Genomic DNA, 16,732 nt, shown 5'->3' on the forward strand with positions numbered 1-16,732 from the left:
GAAGCTGTGCCCGTGCTCGATCAGGAGCTGGAGGGCGTCGGCCCAACCCCAGGCAGCTGCCGTGCCATACCGGCCAGGAGGGGTACGACGTTCTTCGTAAAAAAATCGCGATTCACCCGCACGCACTTCTGCGTGAGCCGCACCACGTCGTCGATGGCGGCGGCCTCGACATCAGCCAGGCCAACGCCCGATGCGATCGACAGCGCAGCAAAGAACTGCTCTCCGTGGTCACCTATCAGTTCGACGATCTGCATCACGTCGATGTCCAGCTCATCGCCTTCGCCGGTTAGCACGTTGTTGGCGATCAGCGCCTGAATCACCGGCCGCGCGGTGCGGATGAGCGGGGGAATGCGGCCGGCGGGGATCGGCAGGATTTCCAGCTGCATCCCGGCGAACGCCACTGACGTGCTGGCCGGAGCCAGCACGTCGACGTCTGCGGATACGGAAGGCGTCATGCCACGTCTTCCATGGTGACGGTGAAGTACTGCGACAGGCCGGTACCCTTCGTCGTGTCGGCCATCAGGCCGCCGGTGACTTCGCCGGCGCCGTACTCTTCGCCGATCAGGCCCATGCTGGCCAGCAGGCCACCGCTGACCTTGTGCGCATGAACACGCACGCGCTTGCCGCTCTGCGCCTCATTGAGTCCGACGAAAAGCATTTCGTACTGCTTGGCCGACTGCGTGAGCGCCTCGACTTTCTTCTGCGCGGCATTGGCATACGTGACCTTGATATTGGCCGCGCCAGACGCTGGGGCGGGGATGGTGCTGTCGGCCGGGATATAGATCCCACCATCGCGGAACTCGTAGTCATCTCCGGGGGTATAGGTCGTTGCGGCGGTGGCATCCTTCACCGAGGTGATGCTGCTGGCCACCTTGGCCAGAGGGGTGAAACCACCCTTGTAGGCAACCACACTCTCATCGGTGACATTACCCGCCACCACGGTGGTGACAGACGAGCGCAGGGTGCGCGCGAAGTTCTCCGCTGCGAAGTCGTGGAAGGTGTAGGCAGCTTCCACACCGGTGAGACGTGCCACCTCGTTGCGGTTGCCGCCGCCGGGATTGGTGTAGTCAACCAGATTCTTCTTCTCTTCCTGCGGTGAGAAGGTGAGCGCCGAGCAGTTGCCCACTTCCTCGAACGGGGCGGCGGCGCCGTACTCGCGGATCAGAAGTTTGCCGCTGCCCAGGTAGCTGTGGTCTTTCATGTGTGTGTCTCCAGTGATGCCGCGGGGCGGCGGTTAACGGGTCAACTTGGGGATGTTCGAGGTGTAGCGAATGAGCGCGCCGATCCAATCGGCACCGGCTGGAGCGCGCAGGGGTTCCATGGACTGGTAGGCCGGCTGCCCGAAGCTGGACGGCCACGATGGTTGACGGCCATCCATTGCCCGCTCGATGTCATCAAGCACGGCATCGAGGGACTCCTCGGCGACCTCATCGCCCCTGCGCTTGACGACAATGGCGACGGTGGTAAGCCGGTGCGTACGCTGCAGGGCGGGGTCGCTCGCGCGCTCCTGCTTGTCGATGTAGACGGCCAGGCCATCGACCACCTGCTCCGGGTCCAGCTGACCCGGCTCCAGCGTTGCCACCGCGCCAACCGCCGTGCGGTATGGCTCTACGCCGTTGATGCGCTGCAGGTTGAACACAAAGGCATCGAGCAGCTTGCGGCGCGGCGAGAGGTCAGCCATGAGGCACCACCAGCCAGCGCACAAGGGAGCCGTCGTCTTTCAGCTTGTCAGTGAGGCGGTAGGTGTCACCGTCGACAACGATGATTCCGCCGCGCTCCGGCGTCACTTGTGCACGCTGGAACGCGATGCTGATTTCGCCCAGCGCGACCGGTGACGCGTCGTCGCCCCACACCTGGGTACCGCGATCGACCAACACATCACATGGCACAGACGCGGAACCGGGAGCTGGCGCCGTGTAGGTCGCGGCGTCCGCCATGCCGGCAGCCATGAAGCTGCCGATGGCGGCCTGGTCGAATGCCTGCAGAAAGGCCTTCTGGCTCATGAGCGCCCCCGGTACCTGGACGACTGGAGCGCCTTTTCCAGCTCGCGGTTAAAGTAGAACGGCATCAACCGGTCCCACTCGCGCTCCGCCAGAGCGAAGATGTTGTAGCGGGGTTTGTAGCGCGCATCGCGCGTGAAGATGAAAACGCTGCGCACTGCGGAGCCGAAACCGGTTTCGATTCGCTCATAGACACCCGGCAGCAACCGGCCGCGCTTCTGCTGCACAACGAAGTACTCGCCACCGCGCTTGCGACGGGCGCGCCGGCGCTTCTGGCTGGTGTCGCTCTGGTTCTGGTATCGGTCTTGTCGCGCGCCAAGCTGCGAGAGGATCTTGCTCACCTGGCCGGCCTTGACGTTACCGAAACGGTCCAGCTGCGCACCCTTACCTGCGACGGCGAACATGCCGGCCGGCATGGCGCCCTTCTGCTGCAGCAGCACCTCGAAGCCCTTCTTCCGCCGCTGGCCACCGTCCACCTGCGCCTGCAGATACTTGGCCGGCGGGGTGCCATTTGAGGCTTCATCGCGGAGGTAGATCTCTGCGAACAACTTCTGCGGCGTAGCCTTCTTGTACTGGGCGGCACGCACAGTCAACGCGGTGGGGCGATCAAACACGCGGCCAGCCGTACGCGCCCAGGTCTGGCGGATCTCGAATGCGGTGGCGTTGCAGGCCTGCATCACTGCAAAGCCAAGGTTCTTCCGCTCCAGCTCACTGAACTGGCGGCCCAGCATGTTGTCCGCGTCCACCGCAATGCGCACAAGGCTCACCGGACACCCCCGCTACACAGCAGGGCGAAGGCTTGAAGGCCCTTTACTTGCGCGTCGCAGGCATCGGCGGCGCCAATAATTCGGCCCGCACTTTGGTGCCGGTCGTCGGCGCCACCATCAGTGACGGCGCCGGCTGCGACGGCTGCGGACAGTTCGCTGGTGGCGATGGCTGCCTGCCAGCGGACATGCAGCCGCTGGTTGCCAGCGCGCAGGTCAGCAACAAGGCGATCAGAAGCGGCTTGCGCATCGGCTTTGTCCTTTTCGTATTGGGCGGCCACGGCGCTGGCCTTGGCCGCGTTGGCACGCTCGGTGGTGATGACGGCCTGCGCCTGGGACAGCTCAACCTTGGCAGCGTCACGCTGGCCCTCGGCACGATCGCGGGCTGCGCCGGCGTTGTCGGCGGCACGGTGGGCGATGGACACGCTGCCGCGCTGCCACACAACAACCGCGAGCAGTATGAGGATCAGCGCGGCGAGGATGCGGGTGATCATTGCGCCACCTGCTCGGCCAAGCACTTTGCGTGGCGTTCCTGCTGGCGGGTCCACACGCCCTTGCAGCCCTTCGGGCCCCAGTTCTGCGGGAGCGAGCAATCACGTCCGTCCTGCTTCTTCCACGCCAGCAGAGCGTCGCACGCGGCGCGGTATAGGCCCGGCAGCTGGCCCGGCGTTGCGGTGCGAGTTTCCAACAAGCGGCGGCGCATGGAGCTGCTGCGCCAGTTGCCGATGCCGTACTGACCGATGAAATCAATGTACAGGTCGTACTCACCCTGCGTGAGTGAAACGCCGGGGATGGACGCCTTGAAGCGCGCCTCTTCCTCGCTGTGCAAATTGCGCGCGAGCTGCTGCGCACGCGCACGGGTTATTGGCGCATCGGAAAGCCGTACCGGTGTGCCGTCTTCGTAGCGCGTGGAGCCGTGGCCAATGGTCGGAACATCGCCCTTGGTCGGGATGTAGGGCTTGTGGACTACCTGTCCATCCGTTCGAACGGCCGTGGGGCCGTCGCCTTCCTTGGCGACCCAGCCAGCGAATGCCACCGCACTCAGCAGCAAGCTGGCAGCGGCCACGCGGATCGGAGATACGCCACTGCGCTCAGACATGGTGATCCACCTCACGCTGCAGGCGCTCCATCTCGAGCTTGTGCCGCTGGTTGTTCCGGCGGTCATTGCGGACCTGGAAGAAGAGCGACACCAACAGACCAACGCCTGCGATCAGCAGGCCGCCCAAGGCGGCCATCTCGTTGGCGGTCAAGCCGAAGAACACCGCACCCGCGCTGCCACCGTAGGTCGATACCTTGGCGACGATAGGCGCGACGTTGTTGCTCGTTTCGGTGGCCATTTCGGTCAGCCTCACGGTGTTCCCCCTGGGATCGGATAGAAGTCCGCCACCGCACACGACACCGGGCGTATGTGCGGGGTGGTGGGTGTGGATCAGGCCTTAACTGCGCCGACGCCGGGCAGAAGCTTGGCCACCACGGTGGCGGTGCCGTTGCCGGCAGCAGCGATGGCCACGGCGCAGTTCTCGAGGTCGCCGGTGGCGCTGGCGGCGACGATGAACTCGCCCGCGGAGGCATCCCAATGCAGCTTGGCGCCAGCGGTGATGACCGCAGTGCTCAGCTTCGGGAAGGTGAAGGCGCCTTCAATCTTCGCGGCGACCAGTTCGCCAGAAGCGACGGTGGTGACCGGCACGGCCAGCAAAGCGCCGAGGATGAAGGGTACGCCGCTGGTGACAGCGGCCGACGCGGGCACTTGGATGGTGTCGCCGCTGGAATGAGCGTTGTTCATGGGGTTGACCTCTGAAGAAGGGGAAGTGGTTCCGCACTACAGGGGTGCAGGCATGCCTGCACCCATCGCCGATCACGCCAAGCCGGCGTTCATGAAGAAGCCGCGGTGGTCGATGGCCTTGGCGCCGAAGACGTGGCGGCACTTGACCTGCACACCATCGACTTCGAAGCCATGCTTCGTTTCGGTGAACACGCCTTCGTGGCCTTCCAGGTAGGCGTACTCGATGGTGTCGATGACGCCCGGCGATGCGGCGCCAAACCATGCAATGGCGCTGCCGTCTTCCAGACGCGGCTCCACGATGGGGGTGAGCGTCACGCCGGTGACGTTCAAGTCCACGCCCTTGGCGGCGACGATGGCGGCGTTGGTGGCCTTGAGCGCCACTTCTTCCAGCGACGGCGGCAAGATCAAGAACTGCGGGTTGACCGTGATATAGCGGCCCTCGATGCCCTTCTGCAGACGCATGGCCTTGCGCATGGCGGCCAGCGGGTTGGCCTTGCTCGGGTCCAGCGCATCGGCCAGCTTGGCGGCGGTGCCCAGGTTGCCGTGGGTGGCGTGGAACAGGGGAACGCCATCGGCCATGTTCGGGTTGTTGGTGAGGATGGCGTAGACCAGATCGGATTCCAGATCCGAGGCGCTGGCGCCGAACGCGAACGGGATGCGGCTCAGTGCGTCCAGGTCGTCGTTGACGATAGTTTCCCAGGTCAGCGCTACGATGCGGCCGTACTTGTGCACGCGGTACTTTTCGGCACCTTCGCCGATGCTGCCCTGCTCGTACTCGCCGCCCTCCACCACGCGCTTCAGCGAGGGCGCACCGCCCAACTGCACGCGGCTGATTTCCTTGAAGTCCGGCAGGGTGGCCTGGCGCGAGAACGGCAGGAAGGTGCGCGGCGCGGCATCGTAGCCGGCGCGCAGGCTGCGGTTGACGGTGTTGCCGAGGATCGCCGGGAAATCGCTGGTGGACTGCAACGCCTTGATCGCGATTTCCTGCTTGGACATGCCGCGCGTGCGGTGGCCGGCGCGCTCGACGGAATCGCGCGCCATGTCCATCAGGTCCATGCCGCGGAACTGGACAGCGGCGCCTTCCAGCCTGTGCGCGGACGGGTTGGCACGATGCAGCAGCGCGTTGAATGCGCCCTCGCGGTAGGTGACGGTTTCGTCCTGCGTGAGCGAGCCGGTGGGCGCGGCGGCCGGTGCGCCGGCGGCACTGGGCGTGGCCGGGGTCGCGCTGCCCAGGAAGGCCAGCAGCTTGGCGCCGGCCTGCTCGGCGGTCATGTCCGTGTCGTCTTCGCACGACTGGCGCAGGGTGGCCAGCGCGGCCTGGTCCAAATCGGTACGCGATTCGAACGTGGCGAACTGCGCACGGATGGCATCGCGGCGGGCGGCCAGTGCCTGCTTCTGTTCGGGGGTGAGCATGGTGATGTCTCCGGTGGGATTACCGGCATCCGCCGGCGGGGTGGGCTCAGCCGAAGCGGCCGGCGGATTCGGTGCGAGGGCGGCCGCCGCTGCGGCGGCAATGCCGGCGGGGTCGACGTTGACGGTGAGCGGCGCGGAGGCCGGCGCAGCGTTGGCAGCCGGGAAGCGCGTGCGCATTGCTGCGGCGATGGCCATGCCGGCGTGCTGCGGCGAGGCGCCACGCGCGGTCACACGCTGGGCGACGATGGCGGCGAAGGCGCGGGCCTGCTCATCGGCGGCGCCGTCTTCGGCGGCGTCTTCATCCACGGCATCGGCAAAGCCTTCGGCCACAGCCTCGGCGCCGGTGTAGTAGTGATCGGCACCGTCCTGCAGCAGGCCCAAGATGTCGGCGCGGCTCTTGCCGGACTTGACGACGTAGGCGTCAGCCATGCCCTCGGCGAAGGTATCCAGCACGTCGGCGTACTGGCGCAGCTCTTTCGCGTTGCCGGCGATGCCGCCCCACGGGGCGTGGATCATGAGGATGGAGGTGGCCGGCATGTGCACGGTGTCGCCGGCCATGGCGATCAGCGAGGCGCTGGACATGGCCACGCCGTCGACGGTTACGGCCTTGGTGGCGCCGTGGCGCTTGAGCGCGTTGTAGATGGCCAGGCCATCGGCCACGCTGCCGCCGTAGCTGTTGATGCGCACGTTGATGGTGGCGACGGTGGCCGGCAGCTCGTTGAGCTGCAGCACGACGGATTGCGCGGTGACGGAATCGCCCCACCAGCTTTCGCCGATGTCGCCGTAGATCAGCAGCTCATAGGCGTCGTCGGCGCCGGCCAGCGGCTGCAGCCGCATGAGCGGCTCGATATGCGGGCGCTCGGTGGTGCCACGCGGCGAAGCCTGCGGAACCATTGCGAGCGAGGCCATTACCGCAGCAGCCAACAGGGTGGGCTTCATGCGTTGTCTCCAGTGTGGGGGGCGCGGGCACGCGCGGCGCGCTGGCGCGGGGGCGTCTTTTCGTCTTCGGGATCGGGCGACGGCTCTGCAGGCGCGGCGGCGGCCGCATCGAGCGAGAAACCGAGCTCAGCAGCGAGGAAGCGCTCGCGGGCGATCTCTTCGAAGACGTCCTGCATGCGGCCACCGCGCTCGGCGATGGCCTGAGTGATGGACTGCACGCGGGCTTCGGCCAGCAGCTTGATGCCGTTGGCTTCCTTCACCGGATCGATCCACGGCATCTTCGGGCCGCGGAACACGGCCTGGGCGACGGTTTCCGGGCGGATGCCGGCGGGAACGCGCAACTTGCCCGAGGCGATGGACAGCGCGACGAAGCGCTCCCAGATCGGCTGGACGAAGCGGGCGACGAACTGGCCGGTCATCATCCGGTAGCCGTCGTAGCTCTCCACCAGCTCCTGCCGCTGGGCGCTGTAGGTGCCGTCGTAGTCGCCGGAAAGGCTGGAGTAGCTCAGGCCAATGGCGCGCGACACGGCGCGCATCATGGCCATGCGGAACCGCTCCAGAATGGTGTTCGGGCGGTTCGGGTTGACCATCTCGATGGATTCGCCCGGCAGCGTCTCGGTGAAGATGGCGCCGGCTTCCAGCAGGAAATCGCGCTCTGCCGGGTTGGCCGCGGTGCCGTCATCGGCCAGCGGCTGATACTCCATGTCCTTGTCGCGCTTGATGTACGCGGCGATGCGCGCAGCAATGCGGGCAGCGATGCGCTCGGACTCTTCGTAGTCCTTGATGTCGATCAGGCGATCGATGGCGCTGGCGAACAAGCTGATGCCGCGCAGGCCGGAAAGGCGCTTGCGCACGGCCAGGTGCAGGAAGCGATCTGCCGGCACGGACTTGAGGTTGTTCTCGCCCACCCAGCCGCCGTTGCCGGGGTGATTCTTGTAGACCCAGTAGTTCAGCGGCTGGCCCCAGCCGTTGCGCTCGATACCAGCGCTGATGCGCTTTTCGGCGTCGTCGTAATCCAGCGGCACCACGTCCGCCTCGAGCAGCTCGATGGAGAGCGGCACGCTGCTGGCGTGCTTGATGAAGCTGCCGGTGCCTTCCACCAGCTGGGTGAACTGCTCGCCATCGCGCAGCCAGCTGCGGCAGGCCAGCTCCTGGCACTGCACCCAGTTGAGCGTGCGGGTGACCTCCGGCGAGACGACCCACTGCCGCCACAGGTCCAGCAGCTGGCGGGCGAAGTCGTCATCGATGCTGTCGAAATCCTTGCCCGGCGAACTCTTGCGCGGGGTCGGCTCGATGCTGATACCGGCCGGGCCGATGATGTTGCGCACCAACGTGGTGATGGCGCCATCGACCAGGTCGTAGTTGCGCTCGAGGTCGCGGACGGTGGCGCGGACGGTGGCCGCATCACGCACCACCAGGCGGTCACCGGTGGAGTTGTCGCGGCTCTTCTTGCGCCGCTTGGTGGAGCGGCCGCCCTCGTACATGGCAAGCACCGAACGCGCGAACATGCGCTGCTGCGCGTACCTCGGCGAGAACACGGCGATGCCGCGATCCAGCAGGTTCATGCGGACGCCGGCGCGGTCAGTCATTGAACACCGCCGTGCGGTAACGCAGGCTGCTGCCGCCGCTGCGCTTGCCCTGCTCTGCCGCCAGCTTGCCTTCAAGCGCGGCGATGGCCTTGCGGATCTCCGCGAGCTCTGCTTCCTGCCGCTGGCGAATGTCCAGGCGCCAGCTCAGGCCCGCCGTGAGGATTCGCACCTCGGCGGCGTAGTAAGCGTCCAGACGTTGCTGCGTGTTCGACATGGACACGCAAGATATAGATGGGTTTGTCCACCGTCGTGGAAAACCGTGGACTTTCTTCAGGCGCGACGCTGCAGCTTGCTCGGGTGGTACTTGTACGCGGCCGCGCGGCTGCAGCCGTGGTCGCGCATGATCTCTTGCAACGGCTTGCCGCGGCGCCAGTCCTCGGTGATGGCATCGCCATCGATTGCCGCTTTCGCGCGGTAGCTGACACGTTTTCCAGCGAGGATCTCCATCTGCACCGCCACCAGCGTGTCGGCCAGCTGCAGCGCCGCGTGAGCCGGAATGCCAGGCTCTGCGATGCGGATGGAGGCGGCGTAGCTTTCGCGGATATGGTCCACCAGTTCATCCACTTTGATGTCGTCTGCCATTCTGTTCTTCACTCCGAATCGACCCATCCGCTGCGGCGGCGGGTGGCTTTTGGTGTTCCACGGGAATCAACGGACCGGGCGGTGCTGCCACTTGCTGGAGGTGATGTTTCACGGGAATCCCCGGCCACTGCGGCAGCGACGGATAGTCGTGCCTCCAGCGCATCCCAGTCGGCGCGCGTGTAGCGATGCAGGCGCAGCTCCGGGTGATGGGTAGCGGCATAGGCGTAGACCCACGTGTCCAGCGGCTCGTTGCGCTGCACCTTCTTCTCGAACCGGTTCTTGACCGGGTTGTAGATTTCCGAGACGAGGCCGGGGAAGAACTCTGCCGGTAGCTCATCTGAGAAATGCACCAGCCGGGCATCCACCTGCTTCTCGGCGTCGGCGCCGAGGCGGCTGTAGAGGTAATGCTTTGCGGCAACGGTGCCGACGTGGTGCACGGTGATGCCACGCTTGTCGGTGCGCCCGCGCCAGGTGACATCCACCAGCTTGCCCTTGGAGAGCAGCGGCGCGTTGTTTGGCACGGCGCCGAAGATGCACATGGGCCGGGTGATCAGGCGGCTGCGGACGTAGTGTTTGACGGCCTCTGTGCGGTGACCGCCGGCGTCGATGGCGCTTGCCATTGGCCGCAGGAGCACGCCGTCCACTCGTTGGATGGGACGGTTGAGCAGATCGGTGAGCGAGAGCCACACGGCCTCTTCCGCGGGATCGCCCTGCAGCTCGATGTAGTCCAGCGTCCAGGCCGCCATGCCGCGGCCCCATCCGATGATGTGCACTGCCAGACGGTTGTCCTGCGTATCGACACCGACAGTGATAGCCAGCACGCCGATTGGCGCGGCGCGCAGTTTGTAGGGCTCCGCCCGATCCGCGACGAGGGAGTGCTTCACCGAGCGCATGGCCGGGTCTTCCCAGGTCTCGGCGAGGCGGTCGTTGATGAAGGTCTTGAGCGCGGCCGGATCGTTCTGTACGTCGCGCCACATCTCTGCGAGCTCCGCCCAGCGCGGGCCTAGGCCGAACTGGTAGTACAGGCAGTTGATGGTATAGCCGCGGATGGGTGAGTCGGGGTTCTCCGGTACCCAGCGGCCGGCGGCGATCATGTCGGTCTTGTGGTGCTCATCGATCGAGGCGCCACACTCGCAGCAGGCGTACCACGCTTCCTTTCCATCCGATGACCACACCAGCCCGCTCCACTGCAGGGCCTGGTAGTGCCCGCAGTGGGGGCACGGGACGTGGTAGCGACGGCGGTCGCTCTTTTCGTACAGCTGGTTGATCCGGCTAAGCCCGGCAATGGTGGGCGTGCTGATATAGAGCCGCTTGTACGTGCTGGGGAAGGCGCTAGTGCGTCCGTCCAGCATCTTGACCGGGTCGTCGCCGGTGCTCAGCGCCTGGGCGAACTCGTCCAGCTCGTCGGCTATGACATAGCGCGCGGTGGTGGACTTCAGGCGTTGCGGGCTGCCGGCATGCTCAACGTACAGCTGACCGCCGGCGAAGTCCTTGAAGGTGCGCTGGTTGGCGCTGTCGCGGCTGGCGGTGCTGCTGAGCGCTTTGCGCACCGCCGGCACCACTTCGATCGTGGGGTTGAGCTTCTGCGCGATCCACTTGTTCTGGCTGACCTCCCCCGGCAGCGCGTACATGATGGGCGCCGGGGCATAGTCCATCCAGTACGCGAGCGCGTTGGTGGCCAGTTGGCTCTTGCCGAACTGGATGGGGAACTGGCAGACCATGCTCTTGACCGGGCTACGTGCGGACATGCAGTCCATCGGCTCGCGCAGCGGCGGATTGTTGGCGGTGTGCCACTTTCCGGCTTTGCTGCTGCCCTTCGACGAAAGGCGCATGTGCTCATCGCACCACTGCGAGACGCTCATTGGCCGACGCGGCTGCAGGGCGCGTGAAAGCACGTTGCCGATGGACTCTGCCGAGCAGGCCAGCCCCATATAGCTCACGCGGTCACCTCGCCGGGGCGCGCCACTTCGCGGAAGGCGCGACTCAGCTCCTCCAGGCTGTGGCTGACTTCGTTCCACACCAGTTCGCGGCAACGGACCTCATCAACCGTGGCGGCCAGTTGCGGGGCCAGCGTGTCTGCCATGCGCTCAAGCTCAGCGCGCAATGCGCCTGCAGCCTGGCCGAGCACGGCCTCTACGTCGCGCCGATCAAGCAACAGGCCGAGGCTGATGTCCAGATCGCGCTGGGCAGCCTTGGCATCCACCTCGGCTTTGTCGGCCAGGGCGCGTGAGCGACGGGCCTGAGAGCTTCCTTCCGGCGCCGCCGAGCTATCGATAATCGCATCGTCATCATCCTCCCCCAACTCTTCGCCAGCAGCGGCTGGGGCCGCGCTGCGGCCGCTGGCGTGCCGTTGGGCTACACCGGCATGGGCGGGGCTGCGGGTGTCGCGAAAGAGCGCAACCGAGGCTTCCAGTAGATAGCCCTTGCCTCCGTCAGCCGGCACGACACGACCTTCGCGCTTGAGTTGGACGATGTAGGACGGCCGGCACCCGATGTGCGCAGCCAACTCCTTTCCAGAAACCAAGGTTCCAGCACTCATACTGCCAAATCCCCTCTCTTCATTTCTTTCGACAAGCCATAGGCAGGAAAAAACGCGCGCGCGAAGATGCGTGCGGGACGTGCGCCTCTACGTGCAGGCACCAAGTCGCTCGAAATCGTTGCGGCACAAGAGATGTGCGGGACGTGCGGGACGTGCGGGATTACATACGTGCGAGGAATGATTTGATTGATAACCGTATGGCAGGCGTTTACCGCTTCATGCGTGCGCCCGCATGAGGGGGAGTTCCCGCACGTCCCGCACACGACTACTGCCACAAGGGTTTCAGCCCGCACATTGGCCCGCACGTCTGCCCGCACGTCCCGCACATCACAGGTCATGCGCGCCCCCCGCGGTAGTCGTTGAGCTGGGAGCGAAACAGAACCACCTGTTCGCCAAGGAACACCGTCTCCGTCTTGCCATCTTTGGGGCTACAGTCGCCGATCATCAGGAAGCCGTGCGGCCCCTCTGGCTCAGTCATGAGCAGGTATCGCTTACGCGCCCGATCTGGATGGGTGACTTCCCGCTTTCGCACCAGTGCGTTGATGAACTTGTGTGACGGCGCTGGGTTCTTGATGCCTTCTTTTGAGCACCAAAGCTTGTATGCGTCGTACCACTCCTTACTCAGTGCAGGGCGCGGCTTGAGGCCGGGGATGTCGTTGCCGAGCAGCTGGTCGAAGAAGCGCTCAGGGCTGTCCACGCCAAGGCCGATCAGCTCGCGCTTGGCATCGGTCATCGGCGGGTGGCTGCCGTTCGTGAAGTCGCCCACGTCCAGGTTGAGCAGGTGGTGATGAAGCGCGGCGGTTCCGCCAGCGGCAATTTCAGCCATCACTTCCGCGTAGAAGCTTGGGGGAAGCTTCACTGGTGTCCAGATGACCGCATGCCGCCGGTCGTCCTCTTCCAGTACCACCGGCATGGCCTCGTTGCTGAGGAACACCATGTTGGCGTGGTTGTCCTCTTCGTAGGCCTGGATGTTCTTGGGGTTGATGCGGATGCGGTCGCCCGTGATCAGCGCCTTGAGCTTGTTTTTGAGGTGATAGACCTCGGTGCGCGCAACCACTTCATCGGCCAGAAGAAACAGCTTTCGGCTGGCCCAGTCGTTGAATTTGTCTTCCAGTGCGCTCTGGTCGAGCACGCGGCCATACTCGCCGTAGAGCTTCATGTACTCATCGAAGAACATGTTCTTGCCGGTGCCTTGCGGGCCGTGGATCACGATTGTCGATTTCATCTTGGCGCCCGGATGCTGCAGCGGGTACGCCAACCAGCACAGCACCCATTCGTACAGGGCACGTTGGTTTGCCTCGTTGCCGCACATGTGCCAAAGCAGCTGCAGCAGCTTGTCGCAGTTGCCTTGCCTCGGCTCAGTAGGCCAGCCGCCGAACAGGTTGCAGGTGACACTCCGTTTTGTGCAGGACGGATCGAAATCCACCTCCTGCACACGCACCGTCTTTCGCCCAGGGCTTTCCATCCATGCCCGATGAAGTTCGCGACGCAGGCACAGGTCACGCATGTCGGACAGCGACAGCAACATGTGCTCCTGCCGATCGAACACCGTCCCTCCCTGCGCATACACCAGCGCGTAGCGCTCGTGCAGTTCTTCGATCGACCCGATGGGCTTGAGATTTGCTTTCCCCGCGCCCCCAGTTGTGGTGATCGAAGCGCGCGTAGGCTCTATGGGGGAGCGCCACGAAAGCTCCGTGATGCGGGCTTCGATCTGCGATCGCACGACGTGCAGGCCTTCGGCGGCATGCACGTCGTTGAAGTCGGTGATTTTGCTACCACTGTCGATGAACCGTGATCGACGGCCTATCTCATCCACGAACACCGGTAGCACCGTGGCGCCATGGGTGGCCAACGCCGCAGCGTCGGCACCGAGTAGGCCCGCGTTCTTCGCTTTGTGGTCTTCGCCACATGTTGGGCATGTGATCGGGTGATCGGATAGAACCAAGCGTTCTTTGCAGCAGGCGCACTTCTGCAACGTATCGTCATCTGCGCACACGAGCAGCTTGATGCCGCGGTAGTGCTTGGACAACGCAGTGGCCACAGGCAACAGATTGCCTGCATCAAACGCGACGACGACCGGATATCCGGTGGCCATGTGCAGGCTGGCCGCGGTGGCATAGCCCTCGGCTACCAGCAGGATCCACTGTGGCGTGCCGCCGATCAGATGGAAGTGGCCCTTCTTCACCAACCCCGGCGGGAAAAACTCTTTGGCTGGTTTGTTCGCAGCTTTTGCTTGGGCAGCGCTTCGGAGAACCTGCAGCCCGTGCACGCTGCCGTGCGTGTCGAGCAGCGGGAGGATGGCTGCACCGGTCTTGCCATAGCGGATGCCGAACCCTTGGACACCCTTGCTGTGGAGGTAATCAGCCTCTCCCTGTTCCTTCGCTTTGCCCCACACGCGCGCGGCCATCGCTGCCGCACGCCCTGCTTGCCGGCGGCGCTCGGCTTCTGCGCGCTTGCGATCTTCTGCCAGCCGTTGCTTCAGCGCCTCCCGTTGTTCTGCAGTGAACGCCTGGTCACGCTTCTTCAGCTCGACCTTCTGTGCGCCGTTTTCGTTACCCTGCCACGTTCCGTAGGTGCCAACGATCAGCTGGTCGCCGTTGTCGCAGTTCAGGGTATGTAGCACGTACCAACCGCGCTTCTCACGCCCGCCGCCTTCGGTTCGGGCGCGGACCATCTTGCCGGTGGGCTCTATTGATGTGATCAGTAGACCAGCGGACTGGAGCTGCGACAGAACGTCGTCATAGTTGACCGCCATGTTCAGTAACTTCCCCGACCGCTATCTACACAGGAAACGGGGTCCGAATTACCCGCGACAGGGGTACCTAGGGAGGACCCATCGACTGGCGAACCTGAACAACCCTGATAGCCACCCACCCCTACTGAACCAGCCGCGCGCGTAGGCTCCACGCCATCACAGGGGGCCGGGGCAGACGCCAGCGGCAAAGCCGTCTGCTTCTGCCACTCCGCATCCGCACGCAGCTGCTCACGCAGGGCCAAGGCATCCGCGCCCTGTACACCCGCCGTATCGTCGCTCAGTGCCGCCGCAGCGGCGGCGATCTGCGCGCGGCAAGCCGGCATGTCCGCCGGCTTCCAGCGCCGACGAATCAGCGCCCTCAGGGCGGGGGCCAGCTTGCGCCTCATGCCATCACTCCACTGTGGGGCACTAGGGCCTGCACTTGGCGGCGCAAGGCCACCACCGCGCTGATCAGATCGTCCGATTCGTCTAGGATCCGCCGTGCAAACGGCAGGTCAGCCGCGTCCAGCTTTCCGTCTGCAAGAGCTGGCGCAAGCGCGGACATCAGCTCGCCGAACTCATGCGCAAGCCGAGCAAGGCCCACCGCCTGCGCTGTTTCATCGTCTGCTGGCATCTGCACCGCAAGCATCCCGCGGCGGCGCGCCAGATCACGTTCGCAATCACCCCGGAAGGGCTCCGGCAGACTCATTACCCAGGCGTCTTCGAGATCCGCAGGCAGCGTCTTAACCGTACCGTCCATGTAGCGGCGCAGGATCTGCGCGTTGTTCTCCATGGCCTTGATCAGGTCTGCACCCTCGCCGGTGCGCAGCTTTACTTGCCGCACATCCGGCGCGGTCATCGCCAGGTATCGCTGCGCCACGTCCATCGCGAACGTGGTGTAGTTGCTGGCCGTGGCATCGAGCATGCGGCGCGTGTGTGCGTAGACCACGGATTGACGGGGCGGCAGAAACTGACGGACGCCCTTCATGCGCGCGCACCTGATTGCGCAGAGCATCGCTTTCCATGACCAACCACCCAGCCCCGCTTTGCTTCACCACGCTTCGGCGGTTCCACGTGCTCACCGGTGCGGGTGCCGTCGTCGCGGTCTTCTTCCAGCCGGCCAATACCGCCGGCAACAAGAAACCCGATGCCGATGCCCAGCAGCAGGGTGGCCAGCGCAAACCGCAGGGTCTTCGCAGTGTTTAAGCGGCGCATATCAGCGCACCTCAGCGAGATGCAGCGGGCGGCCGGCGGCCTGACGCTGCTGGATAAGGGAGGACCACTGGTCGCTGGTCAGGCATGGCTCAAAGCCGGCGGCACCTTCGATCAGAGGCTCGTCGAGCAGCACACTGATCTCGGTGTTGCCAACGTCATCGGGCAGGGGAATCAGGCTGCGGTTCATTCAGGCCACCTCGTCAACTTGCGGGGTATCCCCGTAGAGCACCTGCAGAACCGTGAGGCCCAGCACCTTTGCCAGCGCCGGGGCGATGTCGGAGGGGACGGGGTGTTTCCCCTGCTCCCACTTCGCAACCGTGGCCTGATCGCGCCCCACCCGAGCGGCAACTTCCGCTTGCGTGAGGCCCTGTTTCTTTCGTGCGGGGCGGAGATGACTATGCATGGGGCGCAAATATGCGCGTAGAACATATTTCAAGTCAAGCCCATGTTATGCGTGCGATTCATAATCGCATGCCGCCAGCCCATCATCTGGGCATGGACCACAGAAAATCCCTCGGTGCTGCAGTGCGCAAGTTCCGCAAGAGGCTCGGCCTCGGGCAGGAGCAGCTCGCGGAGGCCACATCAATAGATCAGGGAGCCATCTCGCGGATTGAGAACGGCCGTCAGGGCGTGACCGACTCCCAGCTCGTCGCCCTCGCCACCGCGCTCGGCGTCCACCCATCGGAGATATGGGCGGCAGTTGACGGGCCATCAGTGCGCGAGGATCAACATCCCGCCTACGAACCATCGTTCCGCGCCCGGCAAGTACCGCTGCTGGGCTGGGTGCAGGCCGGCGAATGGACCGATCAGAACATCGAGGATTGCCACATTGAGCCGACCGAGTTTGTGTACACCTCGGCCCGCGTCAGCAGCCGCGCCTTCGCGCTCACCGTCGTCGGCGAATCGATGATCAACCCGCGCGGGGAACCCTCGTTCCCTCCAGGCGAGAAGATCATTGTTGAACCGGAGATGGCCGCCACCAGCGGCAGCCTGGTGATTGCACAGATCGAACGCGAGCCCGAAACAACCTTCAAGAAGCTGATTTCAGACGGCGGCCAGCACTTCCTAGTGCCGCTGAATCCGCAGTACGTCACCATCAAAGTGACGCAGAGCACGCGCATCTGCGGCGTCGTGATCAGCCGCGCCGAGAAGCCGCTGATCGGCTGATCAGTCG

The 16,732-nt window shown here is 64.9% G+C and carries 20 protein-coding genes; 1 reads left to right on the forward strand and 19 read right to left on the reverse strand.

Going from position 1 to position 16,732, the window contains the following annotated elements:
* Positions 1–20 precede the first annotated feature (20 nt).
* The 19 genes from QMX78_RS03255 to QMX78_RS03345 all read right to left on the reverse strand — a co-directional run bounded on the left by QMX78_RS03255 (position 21) and on the right by QMX78_RS03345 (position 15,745).
* The gene (locus tag QMX78_RS03255; RefSeq protein ID WP_282266494.1) at positions 21–455 is read right to left on the reverse strand and encodes a hypothetical protein; all 435 of its coding nucleotides are present in this window, start codon (positions 453–455) and stop codon (positions 21–23) included.
* The gene (locus tag QMX78_RS03260) at positions 452–1,201 is read right to left on the reverse strand and encodes a hypothetical protein (protein WP_282266496.1); all 750 of its coding nucleotides are present in this window, start codon (positions 1,199–1,201) and stop codon (positions 452–454) included. The genes QMX78_RS03255 and QMX78_RS03260 overlap by 4 nt, the downstream gene beginning before the upstream one ends.
* 33 nt (positions 1,202–1,234) lie before the next feature.
* Positions 1,235–1,681 carry a hypothetical protein gene (locus QMX78_RS03265; RefSeq protein ID WP_282266498.1) on the reverse strand — a complete coding sequence of 149 codons (447 nt, stop codon included), beginning with the start codon at positions 1,679–1,681 and terminating at the stop codon, positions 1,235–1,237.
* On the reverse strand, positions 1,674–2,003 hold the full coding sequence (locus QMX78_RS03270) for a hypothetical protein (protein WP_282266500.1): 330 nt from the start codon (positions 2,001–2,003) through the stop codon (positions 1,674–1,676). The genes QMX78_RS03265 and QMX78_RS03270 overlap by 8 nt, the downstream gene beginning before the upstream one ends.
* Positions 2,000–2,767, reverse strand: a complete 768-nt coding sequence (locus QMX78_RS03275; protein ID WP_282266502.1) for a hypothetical protein — start codon at positions 2,765–2,767, stop codon at positions 2,000–2,002. The genes QMX78_RS03270 and QMX78_RS03275 overlap by 4 nt, the downstream gene beginning before the upstream one ends.
* Positions 2,764–3,258 (reverse strand): lysis system i-spanin subunit Rz, encoded by a 495-nt coding sequence (locus tag QMX78_RS03280; protein WP_282266504.1) that lies wholly within the window; start codon positions 3,256–3,258, stop codon positions 2,764–2,766. Before QMX78_RS03280 ends, QMX78_RS03275 begins: the two co-directional genes overlap by 4 nt.
* Positions 3,255–3,863: a lysozyme gene (locus QMX78_RS03285; protein ID WP_282266506.1), complete on the reverse strand. Its 609-nt coding sequence runs from the start codon at positions 3,861–3,863 to the stop codon at positions 3,255–3,257. The genes QMX78_RS03280 and QMX78_RS03285 overlap by 4 nt, the downstream gene beginning before the upstream one ends.
* Complete coding sequence (locus QMX78_RS03290) at positions 3,856–4,101, reverse strand: holin (protein ID WP_282266507.1); 246 nt, start codon at positions 4,099–4,101, stop codon at positions 3,856–3,858. The genes QMX78_RS03285 and QMX78_RS03290 overlap by 8 nt, the downstream gene beginning before the upstream one ends.
* A 92-nt stretch (positions 4,102–4,193) precedes the next feature.
* Positions 4,194–4,547: a capsid cement protein gene (locus tag QMX78_RS03295; RefSeq protein ID WP_282266509.1), complete on the reverse strand. Its 354-nt coding sequence runs from the start codon at positions 4,545–4,547 to the stop codon at positions 4,194–4,196.
* 72 nt (positions 4,548–4,619) lie between these two features.
* Positions 4,620–6,899, reverse strand: coding sequence for a ClpP-like prohead protease/major capsid protein fusion protein (locus QMX78_RS03300; protein WP_282266510.1), 2,280 nt, complete (start codon positions 6,897–6,899; stop codon positions 4,620–4,622).
* The gene (locus QMX78_RS03305) at positions 6,896–8,488 is read right to left on the reverse strand and encodes a phage portal protein (RefSeq protein ID WP_282266512.1); all 1,593 of its coding nucleotides are present in this window, start codon (positions 8,486–8,488) and stop codon (positions 6,896–6,898) included. The genes QMX78_RS03300 and QMX78_RS03305 overlap by 4 nt, the downstream gene beginning before the upstream one ends.
* Positions 8,481–8,702 carry a hypothetical protein gene (locus QMX78_RS03310; protein ID WP_282266513.1) on the reverse strand — a complete coding sequence of 74 codons (222 nt, stop codon included), beginning with the start codon at positions 8,700–8,702 and terminating at the stop codon, positions 8,481–8,483. The genes QMX78_RS03305 and QMX78_RS03310 overlap by 8 nt, the downstream gene beginning before the upstream one ends.
* Positions 8,703–8,758: 56 nt before the next feature.
* Entirely contained in the window at positions 8,759–9,070 is a 312-nt protein-coding gene (locus QMX78_RS03315; RefSeq protein WP_282266515.1) for a hypothetical protein, read from the reverse strand.
* An 8-nt stretch (positions 9,071–9,078) separates the two neighbouring features.
* Positions 9,079–10,932 carry a phage terminase large subunit family protein gene (locus QMX78_RS03320; RefSeq protein ID WP_282266517.1) on the reverse strand — a complete coding sequence of 618 codons (1,854 nt, stop codon included), beginning with the start codon at positions 10,930–10,932 and terminating at the stop codon, positions 9,079–9,081.
* A gap of 74 nt (positions 10,933–11,006) precedes the next feature.
* On the reverse strand, positions 11,007–11,609 hold the full coding sequence (locus QMX78_RS03325; RefSeq protein WP_282266519.1) for a hypothetical protein: 603 nt from the start codon (positions 11,607–11,609) through the stop codon (positions 11,007–11,009).
* A 334-nt stretch (positions 11,610–11,943) separates the two neighbouring features.
* Entirely contained in the window at positions 11,944–14,364 is a 2,421-nt protein-coding gene (locus tag QMX78_RS03330) for a DUF5906 domain-containing protein (protein ID WP_282266522.1), read from the reverse strand.
* Positions 14,365–14,746: 382 nt separating this feature from the next.
* Positions 14,747–15,331 carry a phage regulatory CII family protein gene (locus QMX78_RS03335; RefSeq protein ID WP_282266524.1) on the reverse strand — a complete coding sequence of 195 codons (585 nt, stop codon included), beginning with the start codon at positions 15,329–15,331 and terminating at the stop codon, positions 14,747–14,749.
* The gene (locus QMX78_RS03340) at positions 15,328–15,558 is read right to left on the reverse strand and encodes a hypothetical protein (RefSeq protein WP_282266526.1); all 231 of its coding nucleotides are present in this window, start codon (positions 15,556–15,558) and stop codon (positions 15,328–15,330) included. The genes QMX78_RS03335 and QMX78_RS03340 overlap by 4 nt, the downstream gene beginning before the upstream one ends.
* A gap of 1 nt (position 15,559) precedes the next feature.
* A complete protein-coding gene (locus QMX78_RS03345) occupies positions 15,560–15,745 on the reverse strand; it encodes a hypothetical protein (protein WP_282266529.1) in 186 nt (61 codons plus the stop codon).
* 227 nt (positions 15,746–15,972) lie between these two features.
* Between QMX78_RS03345 and QMX78_RS03350 the strand changes: the two genes are divergently transcribed.
* A complete protein-coding gene (locus QMX78_RS03350; RefSeq protein WP_282266531.1) occupies positions 15,973–16,725 on the forward strand; it encodes a S24 family peptidase in 753 nt (250 codons plus the stop codon).
* Positions 16,726–16,732 lie beyond the last annotated feature (7 nt).

Source organism: Stenotrophomonas sp. PS02298 (assembly GCF_029959445.1).
Lineage (GTDB): Bacteria > Pseudomonadota > Gammaproteobacteria > Xanthomonadales > Xanthomonadaceae > Stenotrophomonas.

What these genes read in the sequence shown, in the direction of transcription:
- QMX78_RS03290 (WP_282266507.1), bottom strand. Translation starts at nt 4,101, where the DNA reads ATGGCCACCGAAACGAGCAACAACGTCGCGCCTATCGTCGCCAAGGTA.
- QMX78_RS03295 (WP_282266509.1), bottom strand. Translation starts at nt 4,547, where the DNA reads ATGAACAACGCTCATTCCAGCGGCGACACCATCCAAGTGCCCGCGTCG.
- QMX78_RS03330 (WP_282266522.1), bottom strand. Translation starts at nt 14,364, where the DNA reads ATGGCGGTCAACTATGACGACGTTCTGTCGCAGCTCCAGTCCGCTGGT.
- QMX78_RS03305 (WP_282266512.1), bottom strand. Translation starts at nt 8,488, where the DNA reads ATGACTGACCGCGCCGGCGTCCGCATGAACCTGCTGGATCGCGGCATC.
- QMX78_RS03260 (WP_282266496.1), bottom strand. Translation starts at nt 1,201, where the DNA reads ATGAAAGACCACAGCTACCTGGGCAGCGGCAAACTTCTGATCCGCGAG.
- QMX78_RS03340 (WP_282266526.1), bottom strand. Translation starts at nt 15,558, where the DNA reads ATGCGCCGCTTAAACACTGCGAAGACCCTGCGGTTTGCGCTGGCCACC.
- QMX78_RS03345 (WP_282266529.1), bottom strand. Translation starts at nt 15,745, where the DNA reads ATGAACCGCAGCCTGATTCCCCTGCCCGATGACGTTGGCAACACCGAG.
- QMX78_RS03270 (WP_282266500.1), bottom strand. Translation starts at nt 2,003, where the DNA reads ATGAGCCAGAAGGCCTTTCTGCAGGCATTCGACCAGGCCGCCATCGGC.
- QMX78_RS03255 (WP_282266494.1), bottom strand. Translation starts at nt 455, where the DNA reads ATGACGCCTTCCGTATCCGCAGACGTCGACGTGCTGGCTCCGGCCAGC.
- QMX78_RS03280 (WP_282266504.1), bottom strand. Translation starts at nt 3,258, where the DNA reads ATGATCACCCGCATCCTCGCCGCGCTGATCCTCATACTGCTCGCGGTT.
- QMX78_RS03335 (WP_282266524.1), bottom strand. Translation starts at nt 15,331, where the DNA reads ATGAAGGGCGTCCGTCAGTTTCTGCCGCCCCGTCAATCCGTGGTCTAC.
- QMX78_RS03350 (WP_282266531.1), top strand. Translation starts at nt 15,973, where the DNA reads ATGCGCGTAGAACATATTTCAAGTCAAGCCCATGTTATGCGTGCGATT.
- QMX78_RS03265 (WP_282266498.1), bottom strand. Translation starts at nt 1,681, where the DNA reads ATGGCTGACCTCTCGCCGCGCCGCAAGCTGCTCGATGCCTTTGTGTTC.
- QMX78_RS03320 (WP_282266517.1), bottom strand. Translation starts at nt 10,932, where the DNA reads ATGAGCGTCTCGCAGTGGTGCGATGAGCACATGCGCCTTTCGTCGAAG.
- QMX78_RS03310 (WP_282266513.1), bottom strand. Translation starts at nt 8,702, where the DNA reads ATGTCGAACACGCAGCAACGTCTGGACGCTTACTACGCCGCCGAGGTG.
- QMX78_RS03285 (WP_282266506.1), bottom strand. Translation starts at nt 3,863, where the DNA reads ATGTCTGAGCGCAGTGGCGTATCTCCGATCCGCGTGGCCGCTGCCAGC.
- QMX78_RS03300 (WP_282266510.1), bottom strand. Translation starts at nt 6,899, where the DNA reads ATGAAGCCCACCCTGTTGGCTGCTGCGGTAATGGCCTCGCTCGCAATG.
- QMX78_RS03325 (WP_282266519.1), bottom strand. Translation starts at nt 11,609, where the DNA reads ATGAGTGCTGGAACCTTGGTTTCTGGAAAGGAGTTGGCTGCGCACATC.
- QMX78_RS03315 (WP_282266515.1), bottom strand. Translation starts at nt 9,070, where the DNA reads ATGGCAGACGACATCAAAGTGGATGAACTGGTGGACCATATCCGCGAA.